Raw genomic sequence first — 15,094 nt, forward strand, 5'->3', positions numbered from 1 at the left:
GTGTGCAACTTTTTCATTTGTAAATATTTAGATTCTTAATTCAACCAACGAGTATTAGATTATCATTTTTTTAAATATATATGTATATTTGCGCCGCTATTATAACTATTCATTCAAAGAGGCGTCTTAGAATGATTGCTTGATAGTAGCTTATTTATTATCTTTAAATTAATACTTTATGTTGAAAAAAGTCAAGTCGGTCAGTATGTTGCTTTTTCTCATGGTAGCATCTACCGGAAGCATGAGCGCTGCTTCATTCCCGGCAAAAGCGAATGCAAAAGCCATCGAGCAGCAGACCGAAACCTGTAAGGGAATTGTTAAAGATGCTACGGGCGAAACTGTGATAGGTGCATCTGTAGTAGTGAAGGGCACAACAAACGGTACGATAACCGGGGTCAATGGTGATTTTACGTTGAACGGGGTATCCAAAGGAAGTACACTTGTTGTTTCCTACGTGGGCTATGTCACTCAAGAGGTAAAATTCAACGGACAACCCATTACTGTCACCCTAAAGGAAGATAGCCAGGCGTTGGACGAAGTCGTTGTAGTAGGTTACGGTGTCCAGAAAAAAGCCAACCTGACAGGTTCGGTTGCCACCGTGAATGCCAAAGCGCTGGAAACCCGTCCTGTGTCCAGTGTTTCTGCTGCCATAGCAGGACAAATGCCGGGCGTCACTGCCATTCAGAATTCCGGTGCACCGGGTGGTCAGGCTGCATCTATCACCATTCGCGGTAAGAACTCCATCAATGCTGCAAGTCCGTTGGTCATCGTAGACGGAGTGCCGGGCAGCATGAATACCATCGACCCGAATGACATCGAATCGTTCACAGTACTGAAAGATGCGGCTTCTGCTGCCATCTATGGTGTGCAGGCTGCCAATGGTGTCATTCTGATTACCACCAAGCAGGGGCAGAAGGGAGAGAAAACACGCGTAAACTACTCGGGCAATGTCTCTTGGTCGTCGCCGGTGGCAAAACGCGACTTGGTGAATGCATACGAATATGCCGTTCTGTATAATGAAGCGACTCTGAATGAAAACCCCAATGCAACGGTGATGTTCTCGCCCGAAGAGATAGAAGGCTATCGCACGGGAGCGTTGTCAAGCACCGATTGGTATAAAGAAGCGATTAAACGCAGTGCCATCGAAACCATGCACAATATCTCTATCAACGGGGGAACTGACAAGACAACCTACAACGCTTCTTTGGGTTATATCTATCAGGACGGTCTGACAGCCGACAATGATTACTCCCGGTTCAATGCCCGTATGAATTTGAATTCGGAAATCAACAAATACATCAAAGTAGGTGTCAATGCTTCCGGCTACAGAGGAGTCGCCAAAGATGCATGGAATGGCTTTGTTTCCGTTTTCCAGGGGGTGACCCGTGAAAAGCCGACCAATAAGGTGTATAACGAAGACGGTTCTTACGCCTATTCCGGTGTCGACAATCCGGTCGCTATTCAGGGCGACAAATCGGGCTTTACGCGTAATACGTCGCAAGAGATAAATCTTACCGGCCATGCAACCGTACAGATTTTGCCCGAATTGAGCGTGAAAGGTGTATACTCCGTGCGCAATTATACCAGCAATCAAGACGGATTTAAAAAGAATTTCACTTATGGCAGTGGTAGCAACGCTTACGACTCCGGCCTGCGTGAAGGATATGACAGATACTACAACCACAATTATTATACCGGCCAGGTCTTGATTAATTTCAATAAGAATTTCGGAAAACATAATGTGGGAGCACTGGCCGGACTCGAATCTTACGAACACATCTATAAATATACAGAAGCAAGCCGTCAGGGCGGCGGTAGCAATGAATTGACGGAATCTTTGAATACTTTGGACCAGTCTTCGCAAAAGAACAAAGACGGAGGATACGAAATGGCCCGTATGTCATACTTCGGACGTGTCCAGTACGATTATGCAGGCAAGTATCTGTTTGAGGCAAACTTGCGTGGTGATGCTTCCTCACGTTTCCCCAAGAATAACCGTTGGGGCGTATTCCCGGCCTTCTCAGCAGGATGGCGTATTTCGGAAGAGACTTTCGTCAAAGACAACCTTACATGGCTGAGCAACTTGAAGCTGCGTTTGGGTTATGGTAAAACCGGTAACGAGGAATTGAAATCCGACGATATCTATCCGGCAGTGCCGACATATACCTACAATATCGCCGACAACGCGACGAAATATCTGTTCAATAACACATTGTATTCGGCAATATACGAAGCCCGTTATGTGAACGACCAATTGAAATGGGCCACGGTGACCAACTATGAATTGGGTCTGGAAGCCGGTTTCCTGAACAATCTGATTAATTTCGAACTGTCCGTATATAAGAAGAAAACCAACGATATGTTGCTGTATCTCCCCATTCAGGGAGTAATCGGTATGTCGGCTCCGGCACAGAACGTAGGTAGTGTGCAGAATACCGGTTTCGACTTCCTGATTAATCACAGCAAGCAGATTAATAAAGATTGGAACTACTCGGTGTCTTTCAATGTCTCTTATGTGAAAAATGAGATTACAGATATGGCAGATACGGACGGGCCTACAAGCGACAGTAAAATCTGGAACCTGGAAGGATATCCTATCAATTCTTATTACGGTTATGTGGCTGATGGCTATTTCAACACGGAAAAAGACCTTGCCGAATGTCCGAAACGTTTGGCTGCCGGTCAGGAAAAGTTAGGCGACATCAAGTATAAAGACCTCAATGGCGACGGTCGAATCACAGATGAAGACCGTGCGGTGATTGGCAAGAACTTCCCCAGTTGGACGGGAGGATTGAATTTGAGTGTAGGTTATAAGAATTTCGACCTTTCTGCTTTGTTCCAGGGAGCATTCGATGTAGACGGATATTATACAGCTGAGGCTGCCTATGCATTCTATAATGGTGCGACTGCGTTGAAGAGACACATGGACCGTTGGACACCGGAACACCACAATGCTTCTTATCCCCGCGTGACGCGTTCCAGTCAAACAAACTTTGTGACCTCTTCTTTCTGGATTCAGGATGCATCGTACGTTCGTCTGAAAAACCTCACTATCGGTTATTCATTGCCCCAGGCCTGGTTGTCCCGCGCAGGAATATCCAGTGCGAAATTCTTCCTGACCGGTGAGAATCTCCTTACCTTCACAGGACTTGACGGCGGCATCGACCCGGAAGAAGGAAATTCCCGCGGATGGTCTTATGGAAACGTTAAGAAACTGTCTCTCGGAGTAAAACTGTCATTCTAATATTCATATCATATAGCATAAATCACATGAAGAGAAATATTTTACATATAGTAATCGCTTTGTTATTTACGGGATTCGCTTCTTCGTGTAGCGATTTCTTAGACCGTTATCCGTTGGATGAATTGTCCGATAAAAGTTTCTGGAAAACGGAAGACGACGCAATCAAGGCCGTAACCGATATTTATGGCTGTCTCCCTACTTGGGACCAGGACTTGGATATCAATTCGGACAATGCGGTAATGGGTATCAAATGGGCTGCCGGCAATATGTCCAGAGGGGTGTACGACCCTGCCGACCAAAGTTGGTCGGGCAGTTATTCCGCTATTCGCCAGTGCAACCTCGTGTTGGAAAAAACAAAGGATATCGAGATGGGAGACGAAGCGCGTAAAAAAATTGAAGGACAGGCCTATTTCTTCCGTGCATATCTGTATTTCGATTTGATTCGTTCGTATGGCGACGTTCCTTACATCAAGAAACCTCTCAACTTGTCGGATGTGGAAGATATCACCCGTACGCCGCGCGACGAAGTATATGGTAACGTTATGGCGGATTTCGACAAGGCGATAGAGTACTTGCCTGTAGAATGGGATGCTGCCAACACACCTCGTATCACCAAAGGCGCTGCATTGGCGATGAAAGCGAGAGCAGCTTTGTATTATGGCAATTGGCAAACGGCGGCAGATGCTTCGAAAGCCGTGATTGATTTGGGCGAATATGCGCTTTACGATGCCGAAAATACCGGTAAGTATCAAGAGTTGTTTTGGGAAAAGGCCGACGGCTGTGACGAGAACATTTTGTATGTGCAATTCAATTATCCCGATAAAACCCACTATCTGATTGGTTGGGAGTGTTTCCCCACAAAGGGCTGGGGAGGTATGAACCCCACTCAGAGTTTGGTCGACGCATTTGAAGACAAAGATGGTGCTCCCATCAGCAAATCTGTCATTTACGATGAAAAAGACCCGTTCAAAAACCGCGACCCGCGTCTGGAAGTCAACGTTCTGCACGACGGCGAAGAGATGTATGGTGTAACCATCAAAGTCAAACCGTTGAAATCGAGCGGAAATACCGGTATCGAACAACACGGTGATGCTACTGCTACCGGATATTATGGTCAGAAGTGGTTGGACCCGAGCATCGACCCTCAGAGCACAGGCTGGAATATGGGTAAAGACTGGGTGATAATTCGTTATGCCGAAGTCTTGCTGACGTATGCCGAAGCGATGAACGAACTCCATCCCTTGAGCGCGGACGCTTTTGATGCCGTCAACCAGGTGCGTGGACGTGTAGGTATGCCTGCTCTGCAAAATTCCGATGCAACGAAACCGACCTATTGCGCCACTCAGGACGAACTTCGCAAACGCATTCAAAACGAATGGCGTGTGGAATTTGCAATGGAAGGTGGAAAACGTATGTGGGACATTCGTCGTTGGGGTATTGCCAAAGAGGTGTTGAACGCACCGTTCTTAGGATTGAAGATGAGGCCGGTAAAAGGCGTTGAAGACGGCAAAGAGGTCATCGTGGATTATGTTCTTTATGAAGGTGAGAACGTGCAATTGGCAGGCAGCCATTATGAAGATCACAACTATCTGCTGCCCGTTCCGCAGGAAGAAATAGACTTGAATATTAAATTGACCCAGAACCCCGGATATTAACAGCTTGATAGCTGTAAACGGTAATTTAAGTGAGGACATTCCCTATGGATAGCAGGTGTCCTCACTTGCTTTTTATCATCACAAAAGAATATAGAATATGAAGCGACTGGTCTATGCCTTATTCGGATTTTTGTTTATCCTTTATTATATATGTTATCAAGGAGTATTGTCGCACGTGCTTTACTATAATGAGCAACATCATCTTTTTCTCTTCTCCAAGTCTTATTTTCAGCAATGTATCCGCTCCGAAGGGTGGCTGGAGTATGTTACTGATTTTATGATTCAATTTTTCTATTATCCGGCTTTGGGAAGTGCCCTGCTGGCGTTACTGTTGGCCTCCGTCTATTTGCTGGCAAGCGGTATCATAAAAATAATAACCGGAAGGTATGACCTGTTGCAATTGTCCGTTATTCCTTCTCTTTCGCTTTTTTTCTATACAATGGAGGTCGGTCATTCTCTGTCCGTAGTGCCGGGCAGTGTATTATGTCTGTCAGCGCTCTATGTCCTGTTGTTTCTTGTCAGGCGTTCGGGGCGGTTGTTCCCTCTTTTTGAACTTCCGGCGATAGGGGGGAAGAAACGGCGTATCTGGCTGGTTGCCGTCTTTCTGACGGGATACATTGGTGGTGGTAGTTACTATTTTTTTCGGAACTACAACAGAAGTGAACGTATGATGTTGAAAACCGAACAGTTTGTGAAAAACAAGGAGTGGGAGAAAGTTTTGGATTATACGAAAAGATATTTGGATACGGGACGGTACAACCGACTGATTTCTTATTTCTATCATTTGGCCCTGTATCACACAGGACAACTTCTTTATCATTTGTTGGATTATCCGCCCAGGAAAGGGGTTGAGGGGCTTTACTTCCCCTGGAACAGCGATAGTCGCGAGAGCGAATACGGACATATCTTGTATGAAGAGCTTGGGTATATAAACGAAGCGCAACGCTGGGAGTTTGAAGCAATGGTCGTGTGGGGAGAAACGGCTCCTCATCTCATCAATTTGGCAAAATACAACATAGTCAATCATCGGCCGTTGGTGGCGCGGCGGTTTATCAATAAGTTAAAGCAATCTTTGTTTTATAGGAAAGAGGCTTTGCAGCTTGAAGAATGGGTGGACGGGGGCAAAGTACCCGGACTGAAAAACGCATTGGAAGGGAAGACGGACACTCCGGCGCGATTTGCCAATGTGCTGAACATCGGGCCGGAACTGCAATACCTATGTGAGCGCGACAGCACCAACAGAATGGCTTTTGAGTATCTCATGAGCAATTTGTTGCTTAGCAATCATGTGGTTCGGTTTGTCAACAACCTGAAGCGGATGGAGTCCTTTTCTTATGCCGAACTGCCGTCGCTTTATGAAGAGGCTCTTTACATCTATAAATTGGGAGTGAGCGAAGAAGAGTTCTCAAAACTGGGAATCGGGATAAAACCGGAAACCGAACAACGGTTTAAACGGTATTATCAACTTGTACAAAAGAAACAGACGGGAGCTTTGCAAAAAGAATTTGGAAACACTTATTGGTTTTATTTGAATTATGTCAGTCCTTACGGCAATAAAGTGATAGTCGACTAATGAAGAACGATATGAAAATACAAAATCTGCTTTACTATGTGTGGGCGATTCTCCTGTTATCGGGATGCGCAGGATATCACCAGGCGGATAGCAAGAATGAAAAATTACCATTGATTTATCCGGATTATGCAGGGGTGACCTTTCCCGTTAATATTGCTCCTCCTAATTTTGAAATCCGGGAAGCAGGAGAGGCTTTCCAAACAGAGATAGGGTGTGAGGGAGGACAAACGGAGATTCTTATCCAAAGTGATGCTCCTGTTGTTTGCATACCGGCAGGCAAGTGGAAAGCGTTGCTGCAAAAAGCCGCAGGCGGAAATCTGTTTTTCAGAATAACGGTGAAGCAGCATGATAAATGGGTACGTTATGCCGATATACGGGATAGTGTGTCGGTGCATGAGATAGACCCTTTTTTGGTCTATCGTTTGCTCTATCCCGGATATGAACTCTGGAATGAAATGGGAATTTATCAACGCGACCTGACCACTTACGAACAGACGCCCATCGTAGAGAATCGGGATATCGGAAAGCAATGCATAAATTGTCATACTTTTCATCAAAATTCTCCCGAAACCATGATGATGCATATACGGGGCAAGCAAGGAGGGACGTTGATTTACCGTAACGGAAAAGTGGAAAAGGTCAGTCCCAGACTTGAAGGATATAAGCATGGTGCTACTTATCCGGCCTGGCATCCTTCGGGCAAATACATTGCTTTTTCTGCCAATGAGATACAACAGTTTTTTCATTCTTCCGGACAGAAACCGATAGAAGTGGCGGATATGGCGGCCGACTTGATGGTGTATGATGTGGAAAACCGCAAAGCATTTACCGATTCATTGGTTTGTGGTAACCGGTATATGGAGACTTTTCCTGCATGGACTCCGGATGGAAAAATGTTGTATTTCTGTCGTGCCGCAGGCTATCGGAAGGGTATGTCGTTGGACAGCATACGCTATGATTTGTATCGCATCCATTTTGACGGGAAACAACACAAATTGCATACATTGGAATGTGTATATGAAGCATCTGCCTGTCATAAATCCGTATCTTTCCCAAGAATATCACCGGATGGAAGGTTTCTGATGTTTACACAGTCCGATTATGGTAATTTTTCCATCTGGCATTCGGAAAGCGACCTGTATTTGCTTGATTTAGTTACGGGAGATATCAGAAATATAACCGAGGTGAATAGTGACAACGTAGATAGTTTCCACACATGGTCTTCAACGGGAAGATGGTTTGTGTTCAGCAGCAAACGTTTGGACGGATTATGGGCACGTCCTTATTTTGCCGCTTTTGATCCGGAAACGGGACGTTTTGGCAAACCATTCCTCTTGCCGCAGCAAGACCCCGTTTTTTATGACACGTTTACATATACTTATAACTTGCCGGAACTGATAAAATCGCCTATAAAGAATGATTTCCGGGAAAGATAGGAATCAACTTCTGCCATCCGCTCCCCACATCATCTTGCTGCGGAGCGTATCGAAAAATACATGATTAAACCGTTTCACCACTTTCACGCTATAGTCGGTACGGCGGATGGTGAGTTGGGTTGTTTCTTTGCAGGTCTCACTATTGCCGTCGATGGCAACCAGGAAATTGTGGCTGCGGCTTTCCACGTCTAACGTGATTTCCCAGTCGTCGCGGATAACAATCGGGCGGACATTGAGGCTGTGTGGAGCAACGGGGGTAATGACAACCGTATCGGAATGGGGAACCATAATGGGGCCGCCCACGCTTAAAGAATAGGCAGTAGACCCTGTGGGCGTGGCAATGACCAGTCCGTCGGCCTGATATGTATTCAAAAAAGCTCCGTTGATAGCAGTGCGGATACTAATCATGGAAGAACTGTCGCGCTTGAGCACTGCAATTTCGTTTAAGGCATAGGGAGATGCTTGCAGATGAGTGTCGTTGCAGAGAAGTTGCAACACGCTCCGTTCTTCCACGCTATACCGTCCGGCGTTGATTTCATCGAACGTCTCTTCCATCTCTTCGGGAGAAATGTCGGCGAGAAATCCCAGACGCCCTGTATTTATTCCGAGGATGGGAATCCCTTTTCTGCCTACCCGGCGGGCGGCTTTTAGGAAAGTGCCGTCTCCGCCGATGCTGATTACCATATCGGCTGTAAAATCATCGCCGTCAAATAGCTGGTCGGCTTCGACTTCCATGTGTTCCGAAATCAGAAATTGATAGAATTCTCTGCATACGCAGACTTCTGCTCCCCGTTGTCTCAACAATCGGAACAGGTTGGCGGCATGAGAGGACTTCCGTGCCTGATAGGTATTTCCGAAGATGGCAAATTTCATAAGCAATGTCATTGGTTCCGGTTGCAAATTTGGCATTTTTTTCTTGGATTTCTACTTTAAATAACCAAAAAAGAACCGAGAATGCGTTTCGTATTATTAGGCAACTAATGATAATATTTGTATTTTTGCGCCAAATATTACATAGAACCATGACTAAATTAAGTGTAAACATAAACAAGATTGCTACACTGAGAAATGCTCGCGGGGGGAATGTCCCTGATGTAGTAAAGATAGCGCTTGATTGTGAAACTTTTGGAGCGGACGGCATCACCGTTCATCCTCGTCCCGACGAACGCCACATTCGTCGCACGGATGTATATGATTTGCGTCCTTTGTTGCGGACAGAGTTCAACATCGAAGGCTATCCGTCGCCGGAATTTATCGATTTGGTACTGAAAGTGAAGCCGCATCAGGTAACTTTGGTTCCCGACGCCCCTTCGCAGATAACTTCCAACTCAGGCTGGGATACAAAAGCAAACCTGGAATTTCTGACCGAAGTTCTCGATAAATTCAACAGTGCAGGTATTCGTACCTCTGTCTTTGTGGCTGCCGACTCCGAAATGGTAGAGTATGCCGCTAAAGCCGGAGCCGACCGCGTTGAACTTTATACGGAACCCTATGCGGCAGAGTATCCCAAGAATCCCGAAGCGGCTGTCGCCCCTTTTATTGAGGCTGCACGGACTGCCCGCAAATTGGGTATCGGCCTGAACGCCGGCCACGATTTAAGCCTTGTGAATCTGAACTATTTCTATAAAAACATTCCGTGGGTAGACGAAGTATCTATCGGACACGCGTTGATTAGTGATGCGTTGTATTTGGGACTGGAACGTACTATTCAAGAATATAAAAACTGTTTACGCTGATGAATGTAATGATGTTGTTGGCCCAGGGGGCTGTGAATATGACCGACTCGTTGGCTACTGCCAATCCTGTTTTGACGGAGGTGAATGCTCCGGAAATGAATATGCTCGATATGGCTGTCAAGGGTGGTTGGATTATGGTTGTGTTAGGTATCCTGTCTGTAGTTTGCTTTTACATCCTTTTTGAACGTAATTACACGATTCGAAAGGCAGGCCAGGAAGACCCTATGTTCATGGAACGGATAAAAGACTACATTCATAGCGGTGAAATCAAAGCTGCCATTAACTATTGCCGTACGATGAACACTCCTTCGGCACGCATGATAGAGAAAGGTATCACTCGTTTGGGACGCCCTATCAACGACGTGCAGGCTGCCATCGAGAATGTGGGTAACATTGAAGTTGCCAAACTGGAGAAGGGCTTGACGGTGGTGGCTACCATCTCAGGCGGCGCTCCGATGCTCGGATTTCTTGGTACGGTGACTGGTATGGTACGTGCATTCTATGAAATGGCGAATGCAGGAAGCGGAAACATCGACATCACATTGCTCTCCGGAGGTATCTATGAAGCCATGATAACTACGGTTGGCGGTCTGATTGTCGGTATCATTGCCATGTTTGCCTACAACTATCTGGTGATGCTGGTAGACCGTGTGGTGAATAAAATGGAGTCTCGTACGATGGAATTTATGGACTTGCTGAACGAACCCACATAAGGAAAAAGCAAGGCCGGGAAAAAAGGAATCTCAATCACTAACCGCTAATTAAATATTAAGGTGGGATTAAAAAGAAGAAATAAAATATCGCCCAATTTCAGTATGGCTTCCATGACGGATGTCATATTTCTGTTGCTGATATTCTTTATGATAACCTCTACGGTGGTGTCGCCCAACGCCATAAAAGTGTTGTTGCCGCAAGGCAAGCAGCAGACCTCCGCCAAGCCGTTGGCAAGAGTTATTATCGATAAAGACTTGAACTATTATGCTGCTTTCGGTAATGAAAAGGAACGCCCTGTGGCCTTGAATGATTTGACCTCATTCCTACAGGAGTGTGCAGAGAAGGAGCCTGAAATGTATGTGGCCTTGTATGCGGACGAATCGGTCCCATATCGCGAAGTAGTAGGAGTGTTGAACATAGCTAACGAGAATCATTTTAAGATGGTGCTGGCTACGCGCCCTCCTGAAAAAAAGTAGAAGAACGATGGACGGAAGAAAAAAGGGTGAATATATAGGAGCGCTGGGGGCACTGCTGGTACATATGGCAGTGATTGCTCTTTTGATTCTGGTGAGTTTTACCATCCCCCAGCCGCATGAAGATGCAGGCGGAGTACCTGTGATGATAGGCGATGTGCAATCTGCACGCGGTTTCGACGACCCTTCATTGGTAGATGTGGATGTACTTGACGAAAGTGCGGCAGTTCCCGCAGAACCCGAACTGGAGTTGCTTTCCGAACAAGACCTGTTGACGCAGGCTGACGAAGAAACGGTTGTTTTGAAACCTAAAACAGAAAAGCCCAAAAAGGAACCTGTGAAACCAAAGGAAACGGTCACACCGAAAGAACCCGTGAAAAAGCCTGAGAAAACCGAAGCGGAAAAAGCTGCGGAAGCCAAACGGCTTGCCGAAGAAAAAGCCGAGCGCGAGCGCAAAGCTGCCGAGGAGGCTGCCCGAAAGAAAGTAGTCGGTGCTTTTGGAAAGGGAGCACAGATGGAAGGAAACAAAGGAACATCGGCAAGTGGTACGGGAACGGAAGGCAGCAAGGACGGAAATTCTTCTGTCGGAGCAAAGAGCGGGGCCGGCGGCTACGGAACATTCGATCTTGGCGGACGTTCTTTAGGCACGGGAAGTCTGCCGAAACCTGCATACAATGTGCAGGAAGAGGGACGCGTGGTAGTAAATATCACCGTTAATCCGGCAGGACAAGTGATAGCAACCGGCATCAATCCCCGGACGAATACCGTAAATTCCGCTTTGCGTAAAGCAGCCGAAGATGCGGCGAAGAAAGCCCGTTTCAATGCAGTGAGCGGGGTGACTAACCAGACGGGAACAATCACTTATGATTTTAAATTGAGATAGAAGTATCATTAACCAAAACAGATAACATTATGGCAACAGTGTACGCTTTTTTTGCAGATGGCTTTGAAGAAATCGAAGCCCTTGCCACGGTCGACATATTGAGACGTGTCGGATTGAACGTAAAAATTGTGTCCGTTACACCGGGCGAAATCGTAGTCGGCGCACATGACGTATCCGTTCTTTGTGATGTCAATTTTGAAAATTGCGATTTTTCCGATGCCGGACTTTTGTTTTTGCCGGGAGGAATGCCGGGAGCCGCTACGCTCGACGGGCACGAAGGACTGCGTAAATTACTTCTTGCCTTTGCCGGAGAAGAGAAACCTGTCGCAGCCATTTGTGCCGCTCCGATGGTGTTGGGCAAATTGGGATTGCTGAAAGGCAGAAAAGCGACTTGCTATCCGGGTTTTGAGCAATATCTGGAAGGTGCGGAATGTGTGAAAGAACACGCTGTGCGTGATGGAAATATAATTACCGGTATGGGACCGGGAGCTGTCACGGAGTTTGCTTTGGCCATTGTAGACCTGTTGGCAGGCAAAGAAAAAGTAGACGAACTGGTAGAAGCGATGTGTATAAAACGCTAAGGCGCCTGTCTATGAAGAAATATGTAATTGTTGTTGCCGGTGGAAAGGGTTTGCGTATGGGGAGCGAACTACCGAAACAATTCCTTCCCGTCGGTGACAGACCTGTGTTGATGCATACGCTGGAAGTATTTCGAAAGTATGACGCTTCCATTCGGATTATATTAGTGCTCCCCAAAGCACAGCAGGACTTTTGGAAAGAACTCTGTGCCGAACACCGTTTTGATGTTGAACATACGATTGCCGACGGTGGTGAGACACGTTTCCACTCGGTGAAGAACGGTTTGGTGCTGGTGCAGGATGCCGGACTGGTGGGAGTACACGATGGTGTCCGTCCGTTTGTCTCGGTCGAAGTGATTCAGCGTTGCTACAACCTGGCGGAACGGCAGAAGGCCGTGATTCCGGTGATTGATGTAGTGGAGACACTGCGTCATCTGACAAATGACGGCAGTGAAACGGTCAGCCGCAATGATTATAAGTTGGTGCAGACGCCGCAGGTCTTTGATGTTGCGTTGCTAAAGCAGGCTTATGCGCAAGAGTTTACTCCATTCTTTACAGACGATGCATCGGTCGTGGAAGCGATGGGGGTGCCGGTATATTTGGCGGAAGGCAATCGGGAAAATATAAAAATAACAACTCCTTTCGACTTGAAAGTGGGGAGTGCTCTGTTGTAAATGTTTGATTTAGTCACACGCGACATAAAATTTATTTCCGGTGTAGGTCCGCAGAAGGCTGCTGTATTGAACAAGGAGTTGGGAATCTACTCTTTGCACGATTTGCTTTATTATTTCCCTTATAAATATGTAGACCGGAGCCGCATCTATTACATTCACGAAATAGATGGCAATATGCCGTATATCCAATTGAAAGGCGAAATACTCGGCTTTGAAACAATCGGTGAAGGGCGGCAACGACGTCTAACCGCTCACTTCTCAGACGGGACGGGAATTGTCGATTTGGTTTGGTTTCAAGGGATAAAATATATCTTAGGCAAATATAAACTCCACGAAGAATATATTATTTTCGGTAAACCGACTGTTTTCAACGGCCGTATCAATGTGGCTCATCCTGATATGGACAAAGCAGACGAATTGAAACTTTCTTCCGTAGGGCTTCAACCTTATTATAATACGACAGAGAAAATGAAACGCAGCTTCCTCAACTCTCACGCGATTGAGAAGATGATGGCAACTGTGATTCAGCAAATACAGGAACCCCTGCCCGAAACGCTTTCGCCCCAACTATTGGCTGAGCATCACTTGATGCCGCTGACGGAGGCTCTTCGGAATATCCACTTCCCGACAAATCCCGATTTGCTTCGCAGAGCGCAGTACCGCCTTAAATTCGAGGAATTGTTTTATGTACAGCTCAACATCCTTCGTTATGCAAAAGACAGGCAGCGAAGATATTATGGATACAATTTTGAAAAGGTAGGTGAAATATTCAACACGTTTTATGCGCAGAACCTGCCTTTCCAGCTTACCGGAGCGCAGAAACGTGTATTGAAAGAAATTCGCAACGATGTAGGTAGCGGCCGGCAGATGAACCGTCTTCTGCAAGGAGATGTTGGCAGTGGAAAGACACTTGTTGCCCTTATGAGTATGTTGCTCGCGCTGGATAACGGTTATCAGGCTTGCATGATGGCGCCTACCGAAATCCTGGCAAATCAGCATTACGAAACCATCAGGGAGTTGCTTTTCGGTATGGATATCCGTGTCGAACTGCTTACCGGTTCTGTTAAAGGAAAAAAGAGAGAAACCATTCTCGCCGGATTGCTGACCGGAGATGTGCACATTCTGATAGGAACTCATGCCGTCATTGAAGATACTGTCAATTTTTCTTCGTTGAGCTTTGTCGTCATCGATGAACAACATCGTTTCGGCGTCGCGCAACGTGCCCGGCTTTGGAGCAAGAACAGCCGGCCGCCTCATGTGCTTGTGATGACTGCGACCCCTATTCCCCGCACATTGGCAATGACCCTGTATGGCGATTTGGATGTCTCGGTGATAGACGAACTTCCTCCTGGAAGAAAACCGATAACTACTGTTCACCAGTTTGACAACCGCCGGGAAAGTATGTACCGTTTCGTACAGCAACAAATAGACGAAGGACGGCAGGTTTATATTGTGTATCCTTTGATAAAGGAGAGCGAAAAGATTGATTTGAAAAACCTTGAAGAAGGTTATCAGCATATTCTTGAAGAATTTCCCAAATGCAAGGTTTGTAAAGTGCATGGAAAGATGAAGGCTGTCGAGAAAGATGAGCAGATGCAGCTTTTCATTTCGGGAGAAGCGCAGATAATGGTGGCCACCACCGTCATCGAAGTAGGAGTGAACGTACCCAACGCTTCGGTGATGATTATTGAAAATGCCGAACGTTTCGGGTTGTCTCAGTTACATCAGTTGCGTGGTAGGGTAGGACGTGGAGCCGAACAATCTTATTGCATTTTAGTCACCAATTATAAATTGAGCGAAGACACCCGCAAGCGGCTTGAAATCATGGTACGTACCAACGATGGTTTTGAAATAGCGGAAGCCGATTTGAAACTGCGTGGTCCCGGCGACCTCGAAGGAACTCAGCAAAGCGGTGTCGCTTTCGATTTGAAGATTGCCGATATTGCCCGCGACGGACAATTGTTACAGTATGTCCGCTCCATCGCCGAAACCATTGTTGAACAAGACCCCACAGCGCAAAAACCGGAGAACGAAATACTGTGGAGACAGCTCAAATCGCTGCGGAAAACGAATGTTAACTGGGCGGCAATTAGTTGAAAAACGGTTAAACATACGATTTATTTACGTA

At 46.4% G+C, this 15,094-nt stretch carries 12 protein-coding genes; 11 read left to right on the plus strand and 1 reads right to left on the minus strand.

All coding sequences use genetic code 11. The features are described 5' to 3' along the window. The first annotated feature begins 241 nt into the window (after window positions 1–241). From QZ331_RS06805 to QZ331_RS06820, 4 genes are all read left to right on the plus strand, one after another. Entirely contained in the window at window positions 242–3,244 is a 3,003-nt protein-coding gene (locus QZ331_RS06805; RefSeq protein ID WP_294629252.1) for a TonB-dependent receptor, read from the plus strand. Between the two features lie 26 nt (window positions 3,245–3,270). Beyond that, on the plus strand, window positions 3,271–4,899 hold the full coding sequence (locus tag QZ331_RS06810) for a RagB/SusD family nutrient uptake outer membrane protein (RefSeq protein WP_294629201.1): 1,629 nt from the start codon (window positions 3,271–3,273) through the stop codon (window positions 4,897–4,899). Between the two features lie 97 nt (window positions 4,900–4,996). Continuing rightward, the gene (locus tag QZ331_RS06815) at window positions 4,997–6,472 is read left to right on the plus strand and encodes a DUF6057 family protein (protein WP_294629202.1); all 1,476 of its coding nucleotides are present in this window, start codon (window positions 4,997–4,999) and stop codon (window positions 6,470–6,472) included. An 11-nt stretch (window positions 6,473–6,483) separates the two neighbouring features. Then, the gene (locus tag QZ331_RS06820; protein WP_294629203.1) at window positions 6,484–7,908 is read left to right on the plus strand and encodes a cytochrome C biosynthesis protein; all 1,425 of its coding nucleotides are present in this window, start codon (window positions 6,484–6,486) and stop codon (window positions 7,906–7,908) included. Between the two features lie 3 nt (window positions 7,909–7,911). Here the strand turns inward: QZ331_RS06820 and QZ331_RS06825 are convergent, their stop codons facing one another. Next, window positions 7,912–8,781 (minus strand): NAD kinase, encoded by an 870-nt coding sequence (locus QZ331_RS06825; protein WP_294629204.1) that lies wholly within the window; start codon window positions 8,779–8,781, stop codon window positions 7,912–7,914. Window positions 8,782–8,930: 149 nt separating this feature from the next. Between QZ331_RS06825 and QZ331_RS06830 the strand changes: the two genes are divergently transcribed. Genes QZ331_RS06830 through recG form a run of 7 tightly spaced genes read left to right on the plus strand, consistent with a single transcriptional unit; the run spans window position 8,931 to window position 15,063 of the window. Continuing rightward, entirely contained in the window at window positions 8,931–9,644 is a 714-nt protein-coding gene (locus QZ331_RS06830) for a pyridoxine 5'-phosphate synthase (protein ID WP_294629205.1), read from the plus strand. Then, on the plus strand, window positions 9,644–10,357 hold the full coding sequence (locus tag QZ331_RS06835) for a MotA/TolQ/ExbB proton channel family protein (protein ID WP_294629206.1): 714 nt from the start codon (window positions 9,644–9,646) through the stop codon (window positions 10,355–10,357). Before QZ331_RS06830 ends, QZ331_RS06835 begins: the two co-directional genes overlap by 1 nt. Before the next feature lie 60 nt (window positions 10,358–10,417). Further along, window positions 10,418–10,834, plus strand: coding sequence for a biopolymer transporter ExbD (locus tag QZ331_RS06840; RefSeq protein WP_294629207.1), 417 nt, complete (start codon window positions 10,418–10,420; stop codon window positions 10,832–10,834). A gap of 7 nt (window positions 10,835–10,841) precedes the next feature. Beyond that, window positions 10,842–11,714: a TonB family protein gene (locus tag QZ331_RS06845; protein WP_294629208.1), complete on the plus strand. Its 873-nt coding sequence runs from the start codon at window positions 10,842–10,844 to the stop codon at window positions 11,712–11,714. Between the two features lie 29 nt (window positions 11,715–11,743). Further along, entirely contained in the window at window positions 11,744–12,295 is a 552-nt protein-coding gene (locus QZ331_RS06850) for a DJ-1 family glyoxalase III (RefSeq protein WP_294629209.1), read from the plus strand. Window positions 12,296–12,306: 11 nt separating this feature from the next. Beyond that, window positions 12,307–12,966, plus strand: coding sequence for a 2-C-methyl-D-erythritol 4-phosphate cytidylyltransferase (locus tag QZ331_RS06855; RefSeq protein ID WP_294629210.1), 660 nt, complete (start codon window positions 12,307–12,309; stop codon window positions 12,964–12,966). Beyond that, window positions 12,967–15,063 carry an ATP-dependent DNA helicase RecG gene (recG, locus tag QZ331_RS06860; protein WP_294629211.1) on the plus strand — a complete coding sequence of 699 codons (2,097 nt, stop codon included), beginning with the start codon at window positions 12,967–12,969 and terminating at the stop codon, window positions 15,061–15,063. It begins immediately after the preceding gene. The last annotated feature ends 31 nt before the right edge of the window (window positions 15,064–15,094 follow it).

It is taken from the genome of uncultured Bacteroides sp., from assembly GCF_910586915.1.
Taxonomy (GTDB): Bacteria; Bacteroidota; Bacteroidia; order Bacteroidales; family Bacteroidaceae; genus Bacteroides.

What these genes read in the sequence shown, in the direction of transcription:
- QZ331_RS06855 (WP_294629210.1), top strand. Translation starts at nt 12,307, where the DNA reads ATGAAGAAATATGTAATTGTTGTTGCCGGTGGAAAGGGTTTGCGTATG.
- QZ331_RS06835 (WP_294629206.1), top strand. Translation starts at nt 9,644, where the DNA reads ATGAATGTAATGATGTTGTTGGCCCAGGGGGCTGTGAATATGACCGAC.
- recG (WP_294629211.1), top strand. Translation starts at nt 12,967, where the DNA reads ATGTTTGATTTAGTCACACGCGACATAAAATTTATTTCCGGTGTAGGT.
- QZ331_RS06830 (WP_294629205.1), top strand. Translation starts at nt 8,931, where the DNA reads ATGACTAAATTAAGTGTAAACATAAACAAGATTGCTACACTGAGAAAT.
- QZ331_RS06815 (WP_294629202.1), top strand. Translation starts at nt 4,997, where the DNA reads ATGAAGCGACTGGTCTATGCCTTATTCGGATTTTTGTTTATCCTTTAT.
- QZ331_RS06820 (WP_294629203.1), top strand. Translation starts at nt 6,484, where the DNA reads ATGAAAATACAAAATCTGCTTTACTATGTGTGGGCGATTCTCCTGTTA.
- QZ331_RS06825 (WP_294629204.1), bottom strand. Translation starts at nt 8,781, where the DNA reads ATGAAATTTGCCATCTTCGGAAATACCTATCAGGCACGGAAGTCCTCT.
- QZ331_RS06850 (WP_294629209.1), top strand. Translation starts at nt 11,744, where the DNA reads ATGGCAACAGTGTACGCTTTTTTTGCAGATGGCTTTGAAGAAATCGAA.
- QZ331_RS06845 (WP_294629208.1), top strand. Translation starts at nt 10,842, where the DNA reads ATGGACGGAAGAAAAAAGGGTGAATATATAGGAGCGCTGGGGGCACTG.
- QZ331_RS06805 (WP_294629252.1), top strand. Translation starts at nt 242, where the DNA reads ATGAGCGCTGCTTCATTCCCGGCAAAAGCGAATGCAAAAGCCATCGAG.
- QZ331_RS06810 (WP_294629201.1), top strand. Translation starts at nt 3,271, where the DNA reads ATGAAGAGAAATATTTTACATATAGTAATCGCTTTGTTATTTACGGGA.